The following is a 19,108-nucleotide window of genomic DNA, read 5'->3' as shown; positions in this document are numbered from 1 at the left end:
TTCGTTTCATTATATAGTGGGGTCATCTAGGGGATCGCCATTATTGCGACCGTTACGGGGAGATTTGGGAGTTGCGGCAGTGAACAGTCATTTTTGTTTTGCTCTGTTTCAATGATAAGTGGATAAAAATTAAGAGAAGGGAGTCCGACAGCATTTTCTTCGGGCTCTCTTTGTCATCTTCTCTTCATTCTTTCTCGTGCTGTTTAAGGCACTGGTTTTAGTGAAAGAGTAGGATTTTTCAAATCATGGTCGAATGAATTTATATGTAGAAACCATCTGAATGACGTCTGTTCGCCAGAGGGGTGATTGGATGAACTATTCGTCCTCAGTCATAGAGACAAAGTTTGTTCCACCTTATGTTAAGGAACCGGTGATCATGCGCCCGGCGTTAATGAAAAAGTTAATCCAAGTACAAAACTATCCCCTCACTATCATTCGTTCGGGACCAGGTTATGGCAAAAGCACATCGCTGGCTTTACTGCTCAACGATTTGTCTATCCCGTTTTGTTGGTATACGGTTTCGGAGCAGGACGATAATTTTTTTCCTTTTCTTATCCATATGGTTTATTGTGTCCGTACACTATTTCCCGATTTTGGGGCGGAACTGTTGCCTATTCTTGAACAAGAGGCGTATGATCAAGAAAAAGCCGAGTTTATTTGCTCCAGATTTATTAACGAAATAAAAGGTCTCCGCAAGGAATGGATCCTTGTCCTTGATGATTTTCATCTACTTGATGACTCAGAGTGGATCGGTCAATGGATGCAACGGTTTGTCATGTATAAGCCAGCAAATGTTCATCTGATCATTTCGAGTAGGGTGCGTCCATCTTGGGGGATTTTGGAGTCAATGAAAGTAAAAGGGGAAGTGTTGGAAATTACGGAAAGCGATTTAGCCTTCTCCGAGGAGGAGATAGACGTTTTATTTTCTGACCACTATCATATCCCTTTAGACCAAGAAACGGTTAGGAAAATTTATACGATGACTGAAGGGTGGATTATGGCCATCCAAATGGTTTGGTATCAAATGAAGTTGGATCCCTCTTATCCGTTTTCTCGTATTCAATCAGCTTCTACAGACGATTTGTTTCGTTTTCTTGCTTCAGATGTATTTTTTAAACAGTCAGAAGAAGTGCGCGATTTTTTGCTACGGACAAGCATCTTTGAAGAATTTTCACCATCCATTTGCCAGTTATGGTTTTCTGAGCAGGATGTGAATCGTATTTTGGACTATTTGGTCAAACAAAATCTGTTTATCATCCCAACTGGCGGGGGGCAATATCGCTATCGCGCCTTATTTCGCGAGTTTTTGCAGTCACAAATGATGAAAAAGACAGATGTTTTTCATGATATTCACCGCAGGGCGGCTCATTATTACATTCACTTGTCAAACTATGAAAAGGCCATCCATCATCTGTTAGAGATAAAGGAGTATGAACAGGCGGCCAGTCTTCTTCAGCGGCACGGAGGTTTATTACTGGAAAAAGGAAAGTTGGAAACACTTCAAAAAGTTCTTCATCAAATTCCGGCATGTATGAAAAATGCCCATCACATGCTTTGGTTTTATGAAGGAGAAATTTACCGGTACCGTTCTCAGTACGGGAAGGCTCTCGACTGCTATCGGCAAATGGAAAGGCTTGCCGAGGCGGCAGATGACAAAATTGGCATGAGTTTAGGAGCTGAAGGACAGGCGAGAGTATATCTCGATACGGTGCAGCCAAGCAAAGCGGATCCGTTACTAGGAAAGGCTATCTCGTTGCTTGATTATTCTCGTCCCTATTTTAGTGAAAGAAAAATATCCCTTTATTTGCTTAAGGCCGAAAATTTATTGAATATGGGGAATACGATGGATGCGGAGAAGTGGTATTGGCAAGCACAATCTATGGAACAAGGGGAAAAGCATCGGTTAAAAATGGTTGAATTAGAGGCGCGGCTCTATCTGAGAACAGGAAAGCTGAGGCAGGCAAAAGAAGTGTTGAGAAATTACCGAGAACAACAGGGCGAGCAGCCCTATTTATCTAGAGCCCATCGAACAAGTGAAATTTTACTTTCTCTCATCTGCGCGTATACGGGAGAAGTCGGGATAGCAAAAAGATTCGCAGAGTTAGGAATTCTTCAAGGAGCAAAGTGGGGCTCTCCCTTTGTTGAGGCATGCGGATGGATGCGGAAGGGACATGCGATTGCTATGCAAATAAACGACATAGATGAGCAGCAGCAGGCCGTTCAATGTTATGAAACAGCGATCCGAATGATGGATGACATGAACATTTCGCGGGGAAAAGCAGAGCCGTGGATGGGGTTGTGTTTGCTGTATGGAAGAAACGAATATTATGATCTGGCGCTGGAATGCGGAATGAGAGCGCTTTCTGAGACGAAAAAGGTGAAGGATGTTTGGCTGTCATCTTTTATCCTTCTCTCCTTAGGGATTGCATCGTATTATGGCGGTGATATCCAAAGGGCGCGGCAAACGTTCCATCAATGTTCATCGATGTTTCGCCAGTGTCGCTGTCAATATGGGTTAATGATTTCTTATTTCTGGATTTCATTACTCGAATTGGAGCAAAAAAACGAGCAAGTCTTTCACACATTCTTTGACCAATGTTTGCAGCTTATTGTCGACCAGGACTACTGGTTTTTCGTGGAGAAAAAAACATTGTTTGGTCCAAATGATTTGCAAAACATTGTGCCTATGCTAATAAAAGCAAAAAAACAAGGGACCAAAAGACAAATTGCCAGCCGATTGCTTGAACGATTAGGAATGAAGGATATTTCTTTCCACCCTGGTTATACGCTGAAAGTGCGCACCTTAGGAGAATTTAAACTGTTTTTGGGACAAACGGAAGTAAGCGAGCGGGAATGGAAACGGGAAAAAGCAAGAGAATTATTCCAATTATTTATTACCTTTCGCGGCCGGTTGCTGCCGCGCAGCAAGATATTGTCCTTGCTTTGGAAGGATAGTGATGAAGCGGCAGCAGAAAGGGATTTTAAAGTCGCATTAAATGCGTTAAACAAAGTCATTGAACCCGAACGAAAGGCCCGTTCGCGATCATTTTTTATCGAAAGGCGGGGTTCGCTATACGGGTTGAGTAGCAGCGTAATGATTGAAATAGATGCCGTTCGGTTTCAGACGTTCGTCGAGAAAGGGTTGGACGAGAAAGATAAGGATGCGGCTGCTGACATGTTGGTGCAAGGACTTCGGCTGTACCGAGGCGACTATTTGCCTGATCGCTTTTACGCTGACTGGTGCATCGAAGAGAGGGAAAGACTGCTTCTTTTATTTTTAAGAGGAGCCGAGCGGTTAGCGCAAATCTATGTATCGAAAGAACAGTTTGACGAGGCGATTTATTGGTGTGATCAAATCTTAATGAAAGATCGATGTTGGGAGGAGGCCTATCGCTTGTTGATGTACTGTTACTACCGAAAAAATAATCGCGCTTACGCGATCAAGCTATATAGAAAATGCTGTGAACAATTGAAAAAAGAACTTGGTGTTGAGCCGCTAGAAACGACAAAACAGATGTTTGAAATGATTGCCATGAATTAATCAATGTCGCTTCTTAATCGTACGCAGTCTTTCATCCGAACAGGGAAGTAGTTTGTCTCCATCTTGGTGAAAACGGACATTCCTCTCTTGCCTCCAACCGACAAATTCCATATAAGTGCCAGACGAAGATAAATGTTTGGATAGGTTCCGCCCTTTAAGGGCGCTTTTTTATTTCAGATATTTATGAATATTTGTAACTGAATTGCAACTAATTGATTCGATAATATGTCCAAACGATATTGAAACCAAAGGGGGAAGGCGAGTTGAAGAGAAAGAAAAAGCTGTTCAACTGGATGGGGTTGCTGGCTGTTGCTGCACTTCTGTTCGTATCGGCGTGCAGTGCCAGAACAACTGGAGGCGATCAGGACGATGGAGAAAAAGGAGGTTCTGCGGGCAAAGGAACGATCAAAATCGGGGTGCTTGCGTCTTTAACAGGCGCGTTGGAGGCGTATGGAAAGCAGACGGTTAACGGGTTCGAGCTGGGGCTCGATTACGCGACGAATGGCACGCGGGAAGTGGCCGGCAAAAAGATTGAAGTCATTTATGAAGATACGGAAACGAAGCCGGATACGGCCGTGCAAAAGGCGACGAAACTGCTCGAAGACGACGGCGTGGACATCCTTGTCGGTTCCAGCTCGTCAGGGGATACGTTAGCCGTGCTGCCGCTTGCTGAAGAGTATAAAAAAGTGATGATCGTTGAACCGGCGGTAGCCGACAGCATCACCGGCGCAAACTGGAACAAGTATATTTTCCGCACCGCCAGAAATTCTTCACAAGATGCGATTGCCGGAGCGCAAGCGATTGCCAAAGAAGGAGTCAAAATCGCTACACTCGCCCAAGATAGTGCGTTTGGACGCGACGGTGTCGCGGCATTTAAAAGAGCCGCCGAAAAATTAGGCGCTCATATTATCTTGGAGGAGTATGCCGATCCGCAAGGAGTGGACTTTACGTCAAACATTCAGCGCATCATTGAAAAGAAACCAGACTATTTGTTTGTGATTTGGGCCGGCGCCAACTCTCCGTGGAAACAGCTAGCCGACATGAAGGTGCAAGAAAAAGGCATTAAAGTTTCGACCGGTGCTCCAGATATTGCTGCGCTAAAGACGATGGACGATATTGTTGGGATGGAAGGATTTACAGTGTACCATTACACGCTTCCGAAAAACAAAGTGAATGACTGGCTTGTCGAAGAGCACAAAAAACGGTTTCAAGGCCAAGTTCCGGACTTATTCACTCCGGGAGGAATGTCCGCGGCAATGGCAATTGTCGAAGCGCTGAAAAAAACAAGTGGGGATGCCAGCGGAGATGCGCTCGTGAAGGTGATGGAAGGCATGTCGTTTGACACCCCAAAAGGCAAGATGACATTCCGAAAAGAAGACCATCAAGCGTTGCAGACGTTATATGCCGTTAAACTGGAACGAAGGGAAGGGTTCGATTATCCAGTGCCCGTATTGATTAGAGAACTGACTCCTGAAGAAACGGAACCGCCGATTATGAATAACCGGTAATAAATGTTCCGGGAGCGGGAAGGGACCTATATTGGAATCCTTCCCTTCCCGGGATAGGAAAGGGGAAAAGCGGGTGGAACCGATTTTAGAAACGAAACAACTGACCGTTCGCTTTGGAGATCATGTGGCGGTGGATGATGTGAGCATTCATGTTCAACCGCGCCAGTTAAAATCTATTATTGGTCCGAATGGAGCTGGCAAAACAACCTTTTTTAACCTATTAAGCGGGCAGCTAAAGCCGACGAACGGGCGCGTGTTTTTCAAAGGGGAAGATATTACAGGATTGTCCCCGGCCTTGCGGACGAGAAAGGGGATTGGACGGTCGTTTCAAATCACGAATGTTTTTCCGCAGTTAACTTGTTTAGAAAATGTCCGCCTTGCCGTTCAGTCAAAAGAGAAGATGTATTTTCATTGTTTTTCCCATGCGAAGCGTTTTACAAACATTGAAAGAAAAGCGTACGAGTGGTTGGAGCTTGTTCTTCTGGGCGATAAGGCGGATGAACCGGCCGTTCATCTTGCACACGGGGAAAAACGGAAGTTGGAGATTGCGATGCTGCTTGCACTCGAGACAGAGCTCCTTCTGTTAGACGAACCAACGGCAGGTATGTCGATTGAAGAAGTACCTAAAATTTTACAGGTCATTAAAAAAATCAAGGAGCAAGGAAACCGGACGATTCTGTTGATCGAGCATAAAATCGATATGGTCCTTGACTTGTCAGATACGATTATGGTGCTGTTTAACGGGCGGTTGCTTGCGGATGGGAAGCCGGGGGAAATTATGAAGAATGAACAAGTTCAATCGGCCTATTTAGGGGGAATGTAAATGGCTCTTTTGAAAGTAGAGGGAATTCATACGTTTATTCAGCAGTATCACATTCTCCAAGGCGTGTCATTTGAGGTTAAGGAGGGGACAGTGACGGTTTTGCTTGGAAGAAACGGTGCAGGCAAAACAACGACGTTACGTTCAATTATGGGATTTCATAAAATCAACCAAGGCGCCATTTATTTTGAAAATAAGCGCATTGATCCACTAGATACCCATGATATCGCCCGCCAAGGAATCGGTTACGTTCCTGAAGATCAAGGGATTTTTGGCGGGCTAACGGTCGGAGAAAACTTAAAAATAGCGATGCGAAAAAATGATGAAGGCAATCGGGAACGACTCGATTATGTATTAGAGCTGTTTCCAGATTTAAAGACATTTTGGCATAAAAAAGGCGGTCACCTCAGCGGTGGGCAAAAGCAGATGCTTTCTTTGGCCAGGGCGTATGTGAATGACAGCCGGCTTATTCTCATCGATGAACCAAGCAAAGGATTGGCACCGATTATGGTAGAGAAAGTGAGCGAGTCGATTAGACAAATGAAAAAGGAACGAACCATTGTCCTCGTTGAGCAAAACTTTATGATGGCCAGCTCGGTCGGCGACGACTTTTACATCATCGACAGCGGGCGTACCGTATATAGCGGTCAGATGGAACAGTTAAAAGAAGACAAAGAAACACGTCAACAGTATTTAGGGATTACGTAACGGAAAGGGGGAGAGATTGTATGGAAGTTATATTTAGTTTGATGATCAACGGCCTGGCGACGGGCATGCTGCTTTTTTTGCTGGCAGCCGGTCTTAGTCTTATTTTTGGCCTAATGGATGTGCTCAACTTTGCCCATGGAGCGCTATTTCTTTGGGGAGCGTACGCCGGAATTTGGATTTATACGTTAACGGACAGCTTTTTGCTCGGGATCTTAGCTGCGATCGCCATCGGAGCTATGCTCGGCTATTTGCTAGAACGGTTTATTATTCTTCCTGTTTACGGAAATCATATTCAACAAATTTTAATTACTTTAGGCGCCATGCTTGTGTTAGGGGAAATGGTAAAGGTGTTTTGGGGGCCGAATCAAATCGTGGCACAGCCGCCGCAATATTTGGCGGGAAGCTGGGGGACGGGGAATTTCGTGCTGATCAAATACCGGTTATTTATTATTTTGACTGGGTTACTCGTGTTAGCCGGATTATCACTTTTATTAAATAAGACCAAAATCGGGCTGATCGTTCGTGCGGGCGTCATGAATAAGGAGATGGTTCAGGCATTGGGGATTAACATCCGAAAAGTGTTTTTATTCGTGTTTATTCTCGGTGCATCGATGGCTGGGCTTTCAGGAATTCTTCTCGGCCCGTATTCCGGAGTCATTCACGCGGGAATCGGACTAGAATACGGTATTCTGGCTTTTATTGTTGTTATTATCGGCGGAATGGGCAGTGTATGGGGATCCGTACTGGCGTCAGTGCTTGTTGGGCTTGCCGGTTCATTTGCAGCTTACTATATCCCAGAAATTTCTGTTGGTGTCAATATGTTGATGATGTTGTTCATTCTACTATTCAAACCTTCAGGGCTCGTTGGGAATCGGGAGGGGATATAAAGATGAAACGGTTCAAACGTTCCGCTCCGCTAGTGTTTAGTTTGCTCACCTTCGTTATATGGCCTTTTCTCTACGATTCCCGTACATTGCTTATTTTGTTGAGCCAAATTTTTATCTTTGCCGTGTTTGCCATGAGCTATGATTTGTTGCTCGGATATACAGGAATTGTATCATTCGGCCATGCCATGTTTTTTGGAATTGGCGCCTATACACTGGCTATCTTCATGAAGCAAATGGGTGAACCGACGGTGGGAGGGGTATTATTGGCAATTGTTGTGACGGTGATATTATCCATGGTGCTCAGCTTGGTGATTGGCATGCTAACGTTGCGATTGAAAAGCCATTACTTTGCTATGCTGACTCTTGCCGTAGCTAGTTTGTTGATGGTCGTAGCCGAAAAATGGCGCTCTGTAACGATGGGAAACGATGGATTTACGTTTATGGTTCCAGATTTGTTTCGCGACCGATTGTCGTTCTATTTCATTTGCCTGTTGTTTATGGTGGCTTCCTATGTATGTCTGAGACGTTTCACAGATTCTCTGCTTGGGAAAGTGCTTGTAGCCATTCGGGAGAATGAAGCGCGGGCCGAATCGCTAGGCTACCGTACGCTCTATTACAAGGTGGCAGCCAACGTGGTGGCCGGGATTTTTGCCGGTTTGAGCGGCATTTTATATGCAATCAGTTTACGGTTTGTCAATACATCTGTCTTTTCCACCGAGATTACGCTTGATGCACTGCTCATGACCATTATTGGCGGTGTTGGTACGTTGGTTGGGGCCATCATTGGTTCAGGGCTTATTGAAGCGGCCAAGCATGGCTTAATGGGGTTGGCGAAAGTACATTGGATTTTCGAACGATGGCTTATTTTCTTTGGCGTTGTGTATATTCTCGTCGTCATGTTTTTTCCAAAAGGCATTGTCGGCACGGTAAAGGAGTGGCGGGAACAAAGGAGAAAGAGGAAATCATTTCTACGCTCGGCAGCTCAAAGGCAATATGAAAAAACATTTTAGCCACCGTTTAAGATAATGAAGGGGAGCTGAAACGTTATGAAAGACAAAAAAATAAACGCCAATGGCATTGATCTTCATTTGGTTGACTTTGGCGGAACAGGGGAAACGATTATTTGTGTCCATGGTTTGACAGCCAATAGCCGCTATTGGGACTCCGTAGCGGAGCGATTGGTAGATAGTTATCGTGTGTTGGCAATTGATCTGAGAGGACGCGGTGACAGCGAAAAGCCCGCGTCCGGATATCATATCCGCCAGCACACGGAAGATATTTTGCAAGTCATCGACTACTTTGGTTTAGAGAAAGTGATCTATATGGGCCATTCCCTTGGCGCCCTAATCGGCGCCAGTTTTGCGGCTGCGTACCCGGAACGTTTATCCCGTTTAATTCTTATTGATGGCGGGGTCAATGTTGATGAGCGGGTATTCGAGAAAATCCGTCCGGCTATCGAGCGGTTGGATATGGTATTTCCTGATTTTGCGACGTATCTCAATGAAATGAAGAAAAATCCTTTTTTCGATGAGTGGAATGAATATGTAGAACAGTATTTTTATGCAGACGTGGAACATCGATTTGACGGTTCTGTACGTTCAAAAGTATGTAAACAAGCGGTCATGGAAGAATTGAAGGCTCTCAAAGTGACGCCAATTGATGAATTTTATCGGCATATCAAGATTCCTACTCTATTGTTATGGGCGCCAGACTCTTTTAAAGATGGCAAGACGTTTATGGTGACGAAGGAAAGATGGGAACAGTTAACCTCGTCTTTGCCTTACAGCAGCTTTGTGGAAATTCATAAGGCTAATCATTATTCAATTATTTTATCAAAATATGGACAATTGGTGGATGAGGTGAAGAAATTTTTAGACGACACGAAAAAAATGTGTTTTCAAAGTTATCCGCAAAGGAAGGAATCGATATGAAAAATGTCAAATTGAAATCCATTATGTTGCCTAACGGGGAAACAATTGGCTATCGGGAAAGAGAGGGGGGAGAGAAGCGCATCCTTTTTGTTCATGGCAATATGGTCTCATCTAGACATTGGGATATCATGTTCGAGCAGATGGACGAAACATACAAGTTATACGCTATAGACTTACGTGGACAGGGGACTTCATCATATAATCATCCGATTGAGTCCTTGAAGGATTTTTCTGATGATTTAAAGTACTTTGTTGACATGCTTGGCCTTAAAACGTTTTCCCTTGTCGGTTGGTCAATGGGCGGCGGCGTTTGCATGCAGTTTGCAGCTGATTATCCAGAGCAAGTGGAAAAACTCGTTTTATTAGCTTCTGTTTCGACAAGAGGGTATCCGTTTTACAAAGTGGATGAACAGGGGCAACCGATTTTGGCGGAACGTTTGAGAACAAAGGAAGAGATCGCCCTTGACCCGCTGCGCAGCATTCCCATTACCGATGCGTATCGGAGAAAGGATAAGCATTTTTTGAGACAGCTGTTCAATGCGACAATGTATACATCCAATCAACCCTCCCCCGAAAGATATGAAGCCTACTTGGATGAGGTGTTGAGGCAAAGGAATTTGCTTGATGTATACCATGCGCTCAATCATTTCAACATTAGCCATTTTAATAATGGTATCACTAAGGGAACAGGCGAGGTGGACCGTATCGCAGCTCCCACGCTCGTCATTTGGGGAGAGCATGATCGGGTGGTGACCAAAGGGATGGCAAAGGAGATTGTTGATGACTTCGGTGGGAAGGCAAAACTTGTTATACTGCCGGAAGCGGGTCATTCGCCGTTTACCGACCACGTGGGAGCCCTATTGAAAGAACTGCACAGTTTCCTTGTGTAGCAGGGTTTACACATAGCGGAAAGGGGAAGAAGAATGATAACGAAACGCACAGCACTCATCACCGGCGCAGCGCGGGGAATTGGCTATGAAGTGGCAAAAACGCTGGCGGAACATGGCGCAAACGTGATGCTCGTTGATTTGCGCCAGGAAGAAGTCGAGCAAGCTGCTCGGTCGCTTCGGGAGTTGGGCTATGAAGCGGTCGGCGTGAAATGTGATGTGACGGTTGAACAAGAGGTGAAGCAAGCGATCAACGAGGCCGTCAAGCGTTGGGGGCGCCTTGATGTTGTCGTGAACAACGCCGGTTTGCAACATGTGGCAAACATTGAGGATTTCCCGACGGAAAAGTTTGAGCAGCTCATCCGCGTCATGCTTGTCGGCCCGTTTTTGGCCATCAAGCATGCGTTTCCCGTTATGAAACAACAGCGTTACGGCCGCATCATCAACATGGCGTCGATCAACGGGCTTGTTGGGTTTGCCGGCAAAGCGGCGTACAACAGCGCGAAGCACGGGGTGATCGGCTTAACGAAAGTGGCGGCGTTAGAAGGGGCGCCATATGGCATTACGGTGAACGCCCTTTGCCCGGGCTATGTCGATACCGAACTTGTCCGCGGCCAGCTCGCGGATTTGGCGGCGACAAGAAACGTGCCGCTTGAAAAAGTGCTCGAGGAAGTGATTTACCCGCTTGTGCCGCAGCGGCGGCTGCTATCGGTTGAAGAGGTGGCCCATTACGTTCTCTTTTTGGCGGGAGAACAGGCAAAAGGCGTCACCGGCCAGGCGGTGGTGATCGACGGCGGATATACGGCGCAGTGAACTCCCCCTCTTCGCGTTGCTCAAAGCGGGAGCTTTTTTCCGGATGGACGATCAAACGTTTTGTCGCATGCCATGCTGAATCCAACGCGATCGTTTTCTTTCGCAATAATAAAATGCCCCCGGCATTTTCAGCGCCGGGGGCGTTTCGTTTTGGACGCTCAGCTCAAGGCAAACTCAAAGCTGGCCAAGATTTTGACTTCTTTCCCGACGAGGAATCCGCCGGTTTCGAGCGCAACGTTCCAGACGAGGCCGTAATCTTCGCGGTTGATTTTCCCTTCGACGTCAAAGCCGACGGAAATGCCGCCGGTGAGCGGGTTTTTCACTTGGCCGTTGTATTCGACTTTGAACGTTTCCGTTCTCGTCACACCGCGAATCGTCAGCTGCCCTGTCACCTCATATTCCGTGTCGGACAGCTTGCGCACGGAATCGCTCACAAAGGTGATCGTCGGATGGTTTTCAACATCGAAAAAGTCGGCCGAGCGAAGATGGGCGTCGCGGTCCGCATTTTTCGTATCAATCGAAGCCACATTGATCGTCGCGTTCACTTTCAGCGACTCAAGCTCGTTAATGTCGCCCTGCACGTCGACATCAAAGTCTGTAAATTCCCCTTTCGCTTTTGAAATCATCATATGTTTGACTTGGAAGGCGACAGAGCTGTGCGCTTTGTCAAGCTGGAATGTTGTCATCCGTGTTCCTCCTCTTATTCACGTAATGATCACATCCTTATCATAGCAGATGTATATCTCGAATTCAAACATTTTTTGTTCAAGTTTTTTTGCTAACGTGGAGCATGAAGGCATATCCATGATAAGATGAAGATAGCAACGGCGGACGGAAAGGAAGAGATAAAAGATGAGTGAAATAGGGATTTTAACGAAAATCGAACAGCAACTCGGGCAGTTTTCACCGGCAGAACAAAAAGTGGCCGCCTATATTCTTCGCCATGCCGAGCTTGTTCCAGCGATGACGACGAAAGAGTTGGCGCGGGCCGCCTCGACGAGCGAAGCGAGCGTCGTCCGCTTTTGCAAGACAGTCGGCATCGGCAGTTTTCCGGGATTGAAGATGGCGCTCGTTCGCGAGTTGACGATGGCGGATATAAACATTAATGATTTTTCCATTCTAGACAAACCAAATGCGCCGTATGAGCTGTTTATGAAAGTTACTTATATGAATAAGGCGGCCATTGAGGCGACAACGACAACGCTCGATAAGCGCGAGTTGGAAAAAGCTGCTGAGGTGATGATGAAAGCGGAAAGAGTAGTGTTTTACGGAGTTGGCGGCTCCGCGGCCGCAGCGGTGGACGCCAGTTATAAGTTTACGAAACTTGGCTACATGGCGGCAACGTCACCCGATTTTCACACGATGCTTCCATTGGTCGCCCATTTGAAAAAAGGGGATGTATTCGTAGCCATATCAACGTCAGGACGGACGAAAGACGTATTGGAGATCGCCCGGTTTGCGAAAAAACAGGAGGCGACCGTCATCGCCCTGACGAAGCTTGACCCGACATCACCGCTATATAAGGAGGCGGATATTAAGCTGGCGCTGCCGGATGTTGAACAAGACCACCGCATCGGCAGCATGGCATCGAGAATGGTGCAGCTTAATGTGATTGATGCGCTCTATTTAATCACGTTCCACCGTGTAGGGGGACGAGTAATCGAACGCTTCTACCAGACAAGAGAAGAAGTGGTGCGTTTGCGAAGATAAAGCGGGCTTAAGGCAGGCTCGCTTTTTTTGGTGAGGATGTGTCAAAATCAACAAGAATAGTTTGATATTTTGTTTCATAAATTTATAATATAAGTATGAAATATAATTTCTAATTTCCTTAAAGAGGTGACCACATTGCTCGAACGTCTGACTACAGAACAAGGCAATGAAAAAACGAAACATTTGGATGAAATGACGACGAAAGAAATTTTGCAGGCGATGAATGAAGAAGATCAGACGGTGGCGGCAGCGGTGGCGAAACAACTGGATTCCATTGAGAAGCTCGTACATATCGTCGTTGCTGCGTTTCAGAGAGGGGGAAAACTCGTTTATGTTGGAGCGGGAACGAGCGGCCGGCTCGGTTTGCTTGATGCGGTGGAATGTCCGCCGACATTTGGCGTTGATCCCAAGATGGTTCAGGCGGTGATCGCCGGGGGGTGGGAAGCAATGGCCAATGCGGCGGAAGGAGCGGAAGATGATGAAGAGGCGGCGGTTCGCGATCTCGAGGCAGTGGGGTTGACGGCAAACGATGTGGTCGTCGGCATTGCGGCGAGCGGCCGAACGCCGTATGTGGTGAGTGCGCTTCGTTACGCGAAAAAAATAGGGGCAACAACAGGAAGCATCGCCTGCAATCAAGGAGCGGCCATCAGCCAGTATGCGGATGCGGCGGTGGAAATCGAAACCGGGCCGGAAGTGTTGGCCGGTTCAACGCGCCTTAAAGCCGGAACGGCGCAAAAAATGGTGCTCAATATGATTTCGACCGCCTCAATGGTCGGAATTGGCAAGGTGTATGGAAACTGGATGGTCGATGTGCAGGCGACAAACGAAAAGCTAAAAGAGCGGGCGAAGCGGATTTTGATGGAAGCGACGGGAGTGAGCGCCGACGAAGCGTCCCGCTATTACGAACAGGCAAATGGGGAGGTGAAAACAGCGATCGTCATGATTTTGCGTCAATGCAGCTATAAAGAGGCAAAATCGCGGCTGCAAAAAGCCGGTGGTTTTGTGCGCAACGCGCTTAAATAACGGATAGGGGGAGAGGAACGATGAACCGGGAACAACAAATGGCGGCAACGATGCTTTCGCATTTAGGGGGCAAAGAGAACATTGTTCGCATTGCCCACTGCATGACGCGGGTGCGCGTGTCGCTGCGCGATCCGGATCAAGCGGATATTGCCGCCCTGAAACGGGTTGAGGGAGTCATGGGGGTCATTGAAGACGAGACGCTGCAAATCGTCGTCGGCCCCGGCATTGTCAACAAAGTGGCGGCCGCGTTATGCGAGCTGACCGGTCTGGAGCTTGGGGAAGTGATCGAGGATGGGCTCGAGGACATTGCGGAGCGGACAAAAGCGAAGGTCAAAGCGCGCCAGCAAACGCCGCTAAAGCGGTTGTTGCGCAAAATCGGCAGCATCTTCATCCCGCTCATCCCTGGTTTGGTCGCCTCAGGGATCATTAACGGGATTGCCAACTTCGCCAAAAACGCCGGTGTTGATCCACAGACGACGTGGCTGCAGCTGTTGCTTTTGATTGGCGGCGGCATTTTTGCCTCGCTCGGCGTGTTAGTCGGTTACAATACAGCGAAGGAGTTCGGCGGCACGCCGGTATTAGGGGCCATTGCCGGCATCCTCGTCTTCAACCCGGCGCTCGCGGATGTTAAGCTATTCGGGGAAGCGCTTACACCAGGGAGGGGAGGGCTGTTTGCCGTTTTGTTGGCCGCTTGGCTGATGGCTGTTGTTGAAAAATGGGTGCGCCGCTTTGTCCCGAATGCGGTCGATATTATTGTGACGCCGCTCATCACGGTGCTCATCGTCTGCTTATTTACGCTGATTGCCGTGCAGCCGATCGCCGGTTGGCTGTCGCTGGCGATTACGGACGGATTAAAAGCTGTACTCGATATAGGTGGAGTGTTGGCCGGCGCAGTGTTGGCCGGAACGTTTTTGCCGCTTGTCATGGTCGGCTTGCACCATGGCTTGACGCCGATTCATATGGAACTGATTCAAAAACTTGGCTCAACGCCCCTATTACCGGTATTAGCGATGGCCGGAGCCGGCCAGGTCGGGGCGGCGATCGCTGTCTATGTGAAAACGAAAAACAAGCGGCTTCGAAACATTATTAAAGGGGCATTGCCGGTCGGGTTTTTAGGAATCGGAGAGCCGTTGCTTTATGGGGTGACGTTGCCGCTAGGGAGGCCGTTTGTCACCGCGTGCCTCGGGGCGGCGGTCGGCGGCGCGTTTCAGGCGGTCATGAAAACGGCGGCGCTCGGCATCGGTGTATCCGGGCTGTCCCTCATTCCGCTTATTGCCGATGCGAAGTATGTGACGTATTTGATCGGATTAGTCATTTCCTATGCGTTTGGTTTCCTCTTTACGTATTGGTTCGGATTTAAAGAGGAAATGGCAGAAAATATATAGCGGGGGATGGCGATGCTTTCCTTTTCTTTTTATCTTTTTCAACCGTTTGAACAAATCGAAGAAGCGTTTCGGAAAGCAGCGAGTTTTGGAGCGAGGGAACTGTTTACTTCGCTGCACCTTTTGAACGGAAAAGAACTAGGCGAGCAAGAGAAGCTGAAATGGATCGGCCGGCTCGCCCGTCGCTATGGGGTGGGGGTGGTGGCTGACGCCACCCCCGCCGTGCTTTCGCACTTGCCGGCCGGCGTTGGCGTCACCAAAGCGCTCAACGAGTGGGGGATAATCGGGCTGCGGCTTGACGATGGCTTCTCGTGGGATGAAACGGTGCAGCTTTCGAAACAGATGAAAGTCGTATTGAACGCCAGTACGATCACAGAACGCGAAATTCAGGAGTTGGCATCGCGACAAATCGACTGGGCGGGTGTGGACGCATGGCATAACTTTTACCCGCGCCCGGAAACTGGGCTTTCGGGCGACACGCTTATGAAACAAAACCGAATGTTGCGTCAATGCGGCATAGCATCAATCGGCACCTTTGTCGCTGGCAACGCCCAAAAGCGCGGTCCGCTTAACAAAGGGCTGCCGACGTTAGAGGATCATCGGGAAGCGGATCCAGTTTCTGCCTATATCGAGCTGCGCGAAACGTATAAGGTGGGAAAAGTGTTCGTCGGAGACTTATCGGTGTCGGACGATGTGCTCGAGCGAATGGCGTGGGTGCGGCAAGGAATCATTCCCATTCGCTACCGGCCGATCGTATCAGCCCGCTGGCTGTCTCTTGTCGAAACGGTGCACACAAACCGGCGCGATGCCGCCCGTGATGTGATCCGTTCCACCGAATCGCGCCGCTCCATCATATGGCCTAAGGAGGCGTTGCACCCCACCGAACCGGCGCCGCGCCCGACAGGAAGCGTGACGATCGACAACGAGCGCTACGGCCGTTATGCTGGTGAACTGCAGATCGCTTTAACAGATCTTCCAGCCGATGACAACGTCAACGTCATCGGCAAGGTGGTCGAGGAAGATATACCGTTGCTTCGGTACATTCACGGCGGCCGTCCGTTTTGTCTTGTTCGTGGCTAAAAAGAATGGACAGATTTCACTTTTCCGAACTAGAGAAGCTGTGTCAGAGCAACATTCCTTTCTCGCCGCCAAGTTGAGCGAAAAACTCGTGTTGCCCCGGCTTTCCCAGAAATGTTCTTAAAAACTGTCATGCTCACATCGATTGAAAAAGGAAGACAAATGATTTCCAAAATGAATAGACGGCAGGTATAATAAATAATGGATATTTTGGCATTTGCTTATTAGGAAAAAGGGGGAACGCCTGTGAAATACCGAAAACTTGGCCGCACGGGGCTGAAAGTGAGCGAAATTAGTTTAGGAAGCTGGCTTACATACGGCAATTCGGTGGAAAAGGAAACGGCGATCCGCGTCATTGACAAGGCGTATGAACTCGGCATCAACTCATTTGATACGGCAAACGTCTATGCGCGCGGGGAGGCGGAAAAAATCGTCGGCGAGGCGCTGCGCCGATATCCGCGCGAGTCGTACGTCTTGGCGACGAAAGTGTTTTGGCCGATGGGGGACGGCCCGAACGACCGCGGCTTATCACGCAAACATGTGTTTGAACAGCTCCATGCGAGCTTAAAACGGCTGCAGCTTGATTATGTTGACATCTACTATTGCCACCGCTATGACAAAGAGACGCCGGTTGAGGAAACGTTGCGCACGATCGACGATCTCGTCCGCCAAGGAAAAGTGCTCTATGTCGGCGTCAGTGAATGGACGGCCCAGCAAATTCAAGAGGCGCTCGGCGTGGCCGACCGCTACTTGCTCGATCGGATCGTCGTCAATCAGCCGCAATACAACATGTTTCACCGTTATATTGAAAAGGAAGTCATCCCGGTGTGCGAACAAAACGGCATCAGTCAAATCGTCTTTTCGCCGCTCGCCCAAGGGGTGCTGACCGGCAAATACAAACGAGGTCAAGCGTTGCCGGCCGGAAGCCGCGCTGCTGATCCGAAGGCGAACTCGTTTATCCAAAGGTTGCTGAACGACGAAGTGTTAACGAAAGTGGAACAACTGGAAAAAGTTGCTGCCGAGCTTGGCATCACGTTATCGCAGCTCGCGCTTGCCTGGGTATTGCGCCAACCGAACGTGGCCAGCGCCTTAATCGGCGCCAGCCGCCCGGAACAAGTCGAAGAGAACGTCAAAGCGGTCGACGTCGCGCTCAGCGATGATGTGCTCGAGAAAATTGAGGGGATTTTGGCGTAGCAGGCCAACGAGCCGTTCTCCCGAAGATGAGGTTTGCTTCGGGGGGATGGCATTTTTTATGGCTATTGATTGTGTTCAGGAGGACTTTTATTTGCCTTTGTTGAAATAAACAGCGCCATTGTACAGAAATAAGGGCAAATTTCATTTTTTATATTGACTGTTCGGAAAATTTTGATTAAAATAAAAATATCAGGCCTGATGAACTACATTGATAAACTATGTTTTATAATATAAAACAAAATCGATCGGATGTTTTTTAATTTTTTTATTGTTTTCAAAACCGAGTTCTACTGGTTCATCACCAAAAGTTGTACTTGCACCTGTCATGAAAGTATGTTAGCTGTTTCTAGCCGAACCCGCAATGCAAAACGCTGGATATTTCTGTATCCGTATCCCCGACGTTTCATCAGCTTGATCTTGTTATTTGTTCCCTCCATTTTCCCATTTGAATAAGGGGATAACATGCACGATATGATTTCGTCTGTTCGTTTGACGAGTGATTTTGCGATGGCGCGAACAGCAGAACAAGGACAAAACAAATACCGATGAACCCAGGCGTTCAAACGACGTTTCGCTTGTCGCTCGTTTTGGCTTTTGGATACATAACGAAAATGTTGAAGGGATTGATAGACAGCCTGCAAGGAATCGCTCTCTTTCTGCCACTCCCGCACCGTTTGGCGTTCCTCCTCGGTGAGCTTCTCGGGGCGCTGGGTCAATAAGCGGCAAACATACCGGACATGCCCATGTTTCTTGTTCCCTTTTCCGAAGGATTTGCGGCATCGATCCAACGCTTCCGTAAACAATTGAATCACATGAAAATAATCGACCACATGCTTCGCTTCCGGACACACCCCTTGAATGGCTTTTTTCATCGCTGGAGCCAAATCGCTCACGACATACTGAACAGAACCAGACACATGAGCCAACGCACGTCCAATGGCTTCCTCGTTCTTTCCTGCTTCAATCGCATACACTTCTCCCGTTTCGGCATCCATGATCGCCACTCCGTAGTCATGCCCTTTTCGAAACGCAAACTCATCGACACAAACCGCCTTTGGTTGGATGTCATTTGATAGGAAGGAAGGGGCATGGGTGTAAAACCAGCGTTCCACGGTCGTGTAAGGAAGCTTGAGCATACGAGCCACTGCCTGAATGGATGTTCCGATGCAAGAGTGCGCGACCCATTGCTGAAACGCATCCGTCGCCACACTTCGAGGGGAAATTCCGGGATAAGACGTGCTGAATGTCATGCCACATGTACCACAACGTCTACGCTCCACAGGGAGTTCCACCCAAAAGATGCCGATCCGTTGAGCATACCCATGCATCCATTGCTTCTTTTTGCCTGTCATTTTGATTGTACGCTTCAAGCAGACAGGACATAATGGGCATTGTTCGGGTAGAGAAAGTTCGAAAATCCAACGTTCTTCTTCTTTTCGCACCTTTTGAATCAAAACATCTGGTAAATCGATGAGTTCTTTGATAAACTGAGCGTACATGCGAATTTTCCTCCAATGGTTTGGTTTGGTCACCTTTACCATACAGGAACATTCGCATTTTTTGTATCCTCTATTTTCCCTATGCATACCTATCTTAAAATCTCAAGTACAACTTGTGGTGAAGAGCC

The 19,108-nt window shown here is 47.9% G+C and carries 16 protein-coding genes; 14 read left to right on the top strand and 2 right to left on the bottom strand.

The features are described 5' to 3' along the window. Positions 1-310 precede the first annotated feature (310 nt). From ACTVDO_RS15915 to ACTVDO_RS15875, 9 genes are all read left to right on the top strand, one after another. A complete protein-coding gene (locus ACTVDO_RS15915; protein ID WP_442901852.1) occupies positions 311-3,541 on the top strand; it encodes a BTAD domain-containing putative transcriptional regulator in 3,231 nt (1,076 codons plus the stop codon). A gap of 263 nt (positions 3,542-3,804) precedes the next feature. Then, the gene (locus ACTVDO_RS15910; protein WP_442901851.1) at positions 3,805-5,049 is read left to right on the top strand and encodes a substrate-binding domain-containing protein; all 1,245 of its coding nucleotides are present in this window, start codon (positions 3,805-3,807) and stop codon (positions 5,047-5,049) included. 73 nt (positions 5,050-5,122) lie between these two features. Continuing rightward, positions 5,123-5,872, top strand: a complete 750-nt coding sequence (locus ACTVDO_RS15905) for an ABC transporter ATP-binding protein (RefSeq protein ID WP_442901850.1) — start codon at positions 5,123-5,125, stop codon at positions 5,870-5,872. After that, a complete protein-coding gene (locus ACTVDO_RS15900; protein ID WP_442901849.1) occupies positions 5,873-6,577 on the top strand; it encodes an ABC transporter ATP-binding protein in 705 nt (234 codons plus the stop codon). A 20-nt stretch (positions 6,578-6,597) separates the two neighbouring features. Next, positions 6,598-7,464: a branched-chain amino acid ABC transporter permease gene (locus ACTVDO_RS15895; RefSeq protein WP_442901848.1), complete on the top strand. Its 867-nt coding sequence runs from the start codon at positions 6,598-6,600 to the stop codon at positions 7,462-7,464. A gap of 2 nt (positions 7,465-7,466) precedes the next feature. Then, a complete protein-coding gene (locus ACTVDO_RS15890) occupies positions 7,467-8,474 on the top strand; it encodes a branched-chain amino acid ABC transporter permease (RefSeq protein ID WP_442901847.1) in 1,008 nt (335 codons plus the stop codon). Positions 8,475-8,510: 36 nt separating this feature from the next. Beyond that, on the top strand, positions 8,511-9,395 hold the full coding sequence (locus tag ACTVDO_RS15885; RefSeq protein WP_442901846.1) for an alpha/beta fold hydrolase: 885 nt from the start codon (positions 8,511-8,513) through the stop codon (positions 9,393-9,395). Then, on the top strand, positions 9,392-10,285 hold the full coding sequence (gene phaZ / locus ACTVDO_RS15880; RefSeq protein WP_442901845.1) for an intracellular short-chain-length polyhydroxyalkanoate depolymerase: 894 nt from the start codon (positions 9,392-9,394) through the stop codon (positions 10,283-10,285). Before ACTVDO_RS15885 ends, phaZ begins: the two co-directional genes overlap by 4 nt. Positions 10,286-10,318: 33 nt before the next feature. Next, positions 10,319-11,095 carry a 3-hydroxybutyrate dehydrogenase gene (locus ACTVDO_RS15875; protein ID WP_442901844.1) on the top strand — a complete coding sequence of 259 codons (777 nt, stop codon included), beginning with the start codon at positions 10,319-10,321 and terminating at the stop codon, positions 11,093-11,095. Between the two features lie 158 nt (positions 11,096-11,253). Here ACTVDO_RS15875 and ACTVDO_RS15870 read toward each other — a convergent pair whose 3' ends face one another. Beyond that, the gene (locus ACTVDO_RS15870) at positions 11,254-11,781 is read right to left on the bottom strand and encodes a YceI family protein (RefSeq protein ID WP_020960103.1); all 528 of its coding nucleotides are present in this window, start codon (positions 11,779-11,781) and stop codon (positions 11,254-11,256) included. Between the two features lie 166 nt (positions 11,782-11,947). Here ACTVDO_RS15870 and ACTVDO_RS15865 point away from each other — a divergent pair, with 166 nt between their 5' ends. The 5 genes from ACTVDO_RS15865 to ACTVDO_RS15845 all read left to right on the top strand — a co-directional run bounded on the left by ACTVDO_RS15865 (position 11,948) and on the right by ACTVDO_RS15845 (position 17,481). Continuing rightward, positions 11,948-12,805, top strand: coding sequence for a MurR/RpiR family transcriptional regulator (locus ACTVDO_RS15865; protein WP_020960102.1), 858 nt, complete (start codon positions 11,948-11,950; stop codon positions 12,803-12,805). Positions 12,806-12,940: 135 nt separating this feature from the next. Next, on the top strand, positions 12,941-13,828 hold the full coding sequence (gene murQ, locus ACTVDO_RS15860) for an N-acetylmuramic acid 6-phosphate etherase (RefSeq protein ID WP_020960101.1): 888 nt from the start codon (positions 12,941-12,943) through the stop codon (positions 13,826-13,828). A 20-nt stretch (positions 13,829-13,848) separates the two neighbouring features. After that, positions 13,849-15,213 carry a PTS transporter subunit EIIC gene (locus tag ACTVDO_RS15855; RefSeq protein ID WP_020960100.1) on the top strand — a complete coding sequence of 455 codons (1,365 nt, stop codon included), beginning with the start codon at positions 13,849-13,851 and terminating at the stop codon, positions 15,211-15,213. Positions 15,214-15,225: 12 nt separating this feature from the next. After that, positions 15,226-16,290 carry a MupG family TIM beta-alpha barrel fold protein gene (locus tag ACTVDO_RS15850; protein ID WP_442901843.1) on the top strand — a complete coding sequence of 355 codons (1,065 nt, stop codon included), beginning with the start codon at positions 15,226-15,228 and terminating at the stop codon, positions 16,288-16,290. A gap of 243 nt (positions 16,291-16,533) precedes the next feature. Next, positions 16,534-17,481, top strand: coding sequence for an aldo/keto reductase family protein (locus ACTVDO_RS15845; protein ID WP_442901842.1), 948 nt, complete (start codon positions 16,534-16,536; stop codon positions 17,479-17,481). Positions 17,482-17,804: 323 nt separating this feature from the next. On the opposite strand, the gene ACTVDO_RS15840 is transcribed toward ACTVDO_RS15845, so the two are convergent. Continuing rightward, on the bottom strand, positions 17,805-18,980 hold the full coding sequence (locus ACTVDO_RS15840; protein ID WP_442901841.1) for an ISL3 family transposase: 1,176 nt from the start codon (positions 18,978-18,980) through the stop codon (positions 17,805-17,807). Positions 18,981-19,108: the final 128 nt, after the last annotated feature.

This window comes from Geobacillus sp. BK01 (assembly GCF_052220245.1).
Classification (GTDB): domain Bacteria; phylum Bacillota; class Bacilli; order Bacillales; family Anoxybacillaceae; genus Geobacillus.
This window is presented reverse-complemented; position numbering and strand designations above follow the sequence as displayed.

Excerpts from the sequence above, each read along its gene's own strand:
- ACTVDO_RS15915 (WP_442901852.1), top strand. The coding sequence starts at position 311 with ATGAACTATTCGTCCTCAGTCATAGAGACAAAGTTTGTTCCACCTTAT.
- ACTVDO_RS15900 (WP_442901849.1), top strand. The coding sequence starts at position 5,873 with ATGGCTCTTTTGAAAGTAGAGGGAATTCATACGTTTATTCAGCAGTAT.
- ACTVDO_RS15895 (WP_442901848.1), top strand. The coding sequence starts at position 6,598 with ATGGAAGTTATATTTAGTTTGATGATCAACGGCCTGGCGACGGGCATG.
- ACTVDO_RS15890 (WP_442901847.1), top strand. The coding sequence starts at position 7,467 with ATGAAACGGTTCAAACGTTCCGCTCCGCTAGTGTTTAGTTTGCTCACC.
- ACTVDO_RS15885 (WP_442901846.1), top strand. The coding sequence starts at position 8,511 with ATGAAAGACAAAAAAATAAACGCCAATGGCATTGATCTTCATTTGGTT.
- phaZ (WP_442901845.1), top strand. The coding sequence starts at position 9,392 with ATGAAAAATGTCAAATTGAAATCCATTATGTTGCCTAACGGGGAAACA.
- ACTVDO_RS15875 (WP_442901844.1), top strand. The coding sequence starts at position 10,319 with ATGATAACGAAACGCACAGCACTCATCACCGGCGCAGCGCGGGGAATT.
- ACTVDO_RS15870 (WP_020960103.1), bottom strand. The coding sequence starts at position 11,781 with ATGACAACATTCCAGCTTGACAAAGCGCACAGCTCTGTCGCCTTCCAA.
- ACTVDO_RS15865 (WP_020960102.1), top strand. The coding sequence starts at position 11,948 with ATGAGTGAAATAGGGATTTTAACGAAAATCGAACAGCAACTCGGGCAG.
- ACTVDO_RS15855 (WP_020960100.1), top strand. The coding sequence starts at position 13,849 with ATGAACCGGGAACAACAAATGGCGGCAACGATGCTTTCGCATTTAGGG.
- ACTVDO_RS15850 (WP_442901843.1), top strand. The coding sequence starts at position 15,226 with ATGCTTTCCTTTTCTTTTTATCTTTTTCAACCGTTTGAACAAATCGAA.
- ACTVDO_RS15840 (WP_442901841.1), bottom strand. The coding sequence starts at position 18,980 with ATGTACGCTCAGTTTATCAAAGAACTCATCGATTTACCAGATGTTTTG.